Below are 274 nucleotides of genomic sequence, written 5' to 3' on the forward strand. Positions count from 1 at the left end.
ATCATGTTTTCCCCGAGTAGCAGCGGGCTCGTGAAATCTGCTGTGAATCTGCCGGGACCACCCGGTAAGCCTAAATACCCAGTGTGACCGATAGTGAATAGTACCGTGAGGGAATGGTGAAAAGTACCCCGGGAGGGGAGTGAAAGAGTTCCTGAAACCATGCGCTTACAATCCGTCAGAGCACCGTTTGTGTGTGATGGCGTGCCTTTTGAAGAATGAGCCTGCGAGTCAGCGGCATGTCGCGAGGTTAACCCGTTGTGTGGGGTAGTCGTAG

At 53.6% G+C, this 274-nt stretch carries 1 rRNA gene; it reads left to right on the plus strand.

What is annotated here, in order from left to right:
• A 23S ribosomal RNA gene (locus HMPREF2656_RS03080) occupies positions 1–274 on the plus strand; the annotation flags it as partial.

It is taken from the genome of Corynebacterium sp. HMSC034B08 (assembly GCF_001835805.1).
In the GTDB taxonomy this organism is placed as follows: Bacteria; Actinomycetota; Actinomycetes; order Mycobacteriales; family Mycobacteriaceae; genus Corynebacterium; species Corynebacterium coyleae.